The 1,504-nt window shown below is 33.4% G+C and carries 2 protein-coding genes; both read left to right on the forward strand.

All coding sequences use genetic code 11. The features are described 5' to 3' along the window. The first annotated feature begins 169 nt into the window (after positions 1-169). Positions 170-613, forward strand: coding sequence for an RHS repeat-associated core domain-containing protein (locus J3U67_RS03440; RefSeq protein WP_416384672.1), 444 nt, complete (start codon positions 170-172; stop codon positions 611-613). A 118-nt stretch (positions 614-731) separates the two neighbouring features. Beyond that, the gene (locus J3U67_RS03445) at positions 732-1,145 is read left to right on the forward strand and encodes a hypothetical protein (RefSeq protein WP_267391631.1); all 414 of its coding nucleotides are present in this window, start codon (positions 732-734) and stop codon (positions 1,143-1,145) included. The last annotated feature ends 359 nt before the right edge of the window (positions 1,146-1,504 follow it).

A 1,504-nucleotide genomic window follows, 5' to 3' on the forward strand; every position in this document is an offset into this window, starting at 1 on the left:
CGAGGTTGCCAAGATAAAGTTTGAAGGGCAAATCTGCTTTTAATTTATCATCTTTCCCAAATTACCATTACATTAACCGTAGCCGAAGCCAACACATCATTTCAGCTATGGTTCTAAAAATATTCTTCTAGATGAAGCCGGTCATATTGTATGGGCGTGCAGCTATCAGCTGTGGGGCAAGCCGATACAGGAAATCGAACACAGCCAGATACAACAGAACCTAAGGTATCAGGGACAGTATTTAGACAGAGAAACGGGCTTACATTACAATACTTTCAGGTATTATGACCCGGATATAGGCAGATTTACGCAGCCGGATCCGATTGGGTTGTTGGGTAAGTTTAATTTGTATCAGTATGCGCCTAATGGGTTGATGTGGATTGACCCAGCAGGATTTGCTGGCGATAAACTTATTGATGGTATACCTCAAAATTCAGGCATTGTTCGGCGTTTTATGTCAAAAGCCGAATTTAAAAAATTTACTCATAACGGATTTACATATAATCCAATAGATTGTAGAGGAGGAATTAGTGTTACTTCTGCGAAAATTGACCCCAAAAATCCAGATGCCATAAAAGAGCTTTGGAGCATTAGGTGTAGATTACTATTTTGATATTAACACCACAGGTAAAAATGTAGAATTAAAAGTTAAAACTAAAGGCGGAGTTATAGACTGAAAAATTAAAGATAATGTTACTCCTAAAGATATTGAAAGAAAGGGTAAGGTAAAAATGTTAATTGATACTTTACAGGAATTTAATGATTTATATAATAAATTATGGCAACAAATAACCGATGAAAATGAAGTAAAAAATTTTATTAATCATGCTGATGTTACAAAAGCTACTTATTTACTAAAAGAATTAGTTAAAATCAATATACTCCGTTTAGCTTCTTTTAAATTATTTTTACAAATAAACAAAAACGAAGCCTTATTATTTTTAAAAGATTGGTATCTATCTCGAGATCTTTCTAATTATGGTGAAAGTCAAATTTTAGATATTGGTCTTATGCTATCAGATATAAAAGATATTCTAGGGGAGAAGGAGCTGAATAATATACTAAACTGCAAAGAATTTTTATCCAAAAATAAAAAAAATAAATGGGTAAAAGAAGCTATTATGTTTGCCAAACAAGATGACTAACGAACAATTAATTAATCTAAAGGGAACAAAGCAATTACTACTATAACTGCAACGGCCGAATCGAAAGCTGTCGTAACCAAGCATACTGAACCAAGACAGCCGCATTGAAAACCAAAACTTCGCACGCTTTAACTAGATATTCCACAGCAGTAGGAATACTTAGCTGCTGCGGATGAACATTTAAATAAAACCAAATCTAAAACAGGTGGAAAGAAATGTTAACCAAAAAACAACTAAATCAAGTAAATTCAGTATTCGGCGTCTATATAAAAGATGGGTTGTATTCATTAGCGCAATCCAGAAAAAATCATTGGATGGAGTTTTTTAATATATTTAGTGATAAAGATGAATGGGATGGG

This window comes from Snodgrassella sp. B3837 (assembly GCF_026535955.1).
GTDB lineage: Bacteria > Pseudomonadota > Gammaproteobacteria > Burkholderiales > Neisseriaceae > Snodgrassella > Snodgrassella alvi_E.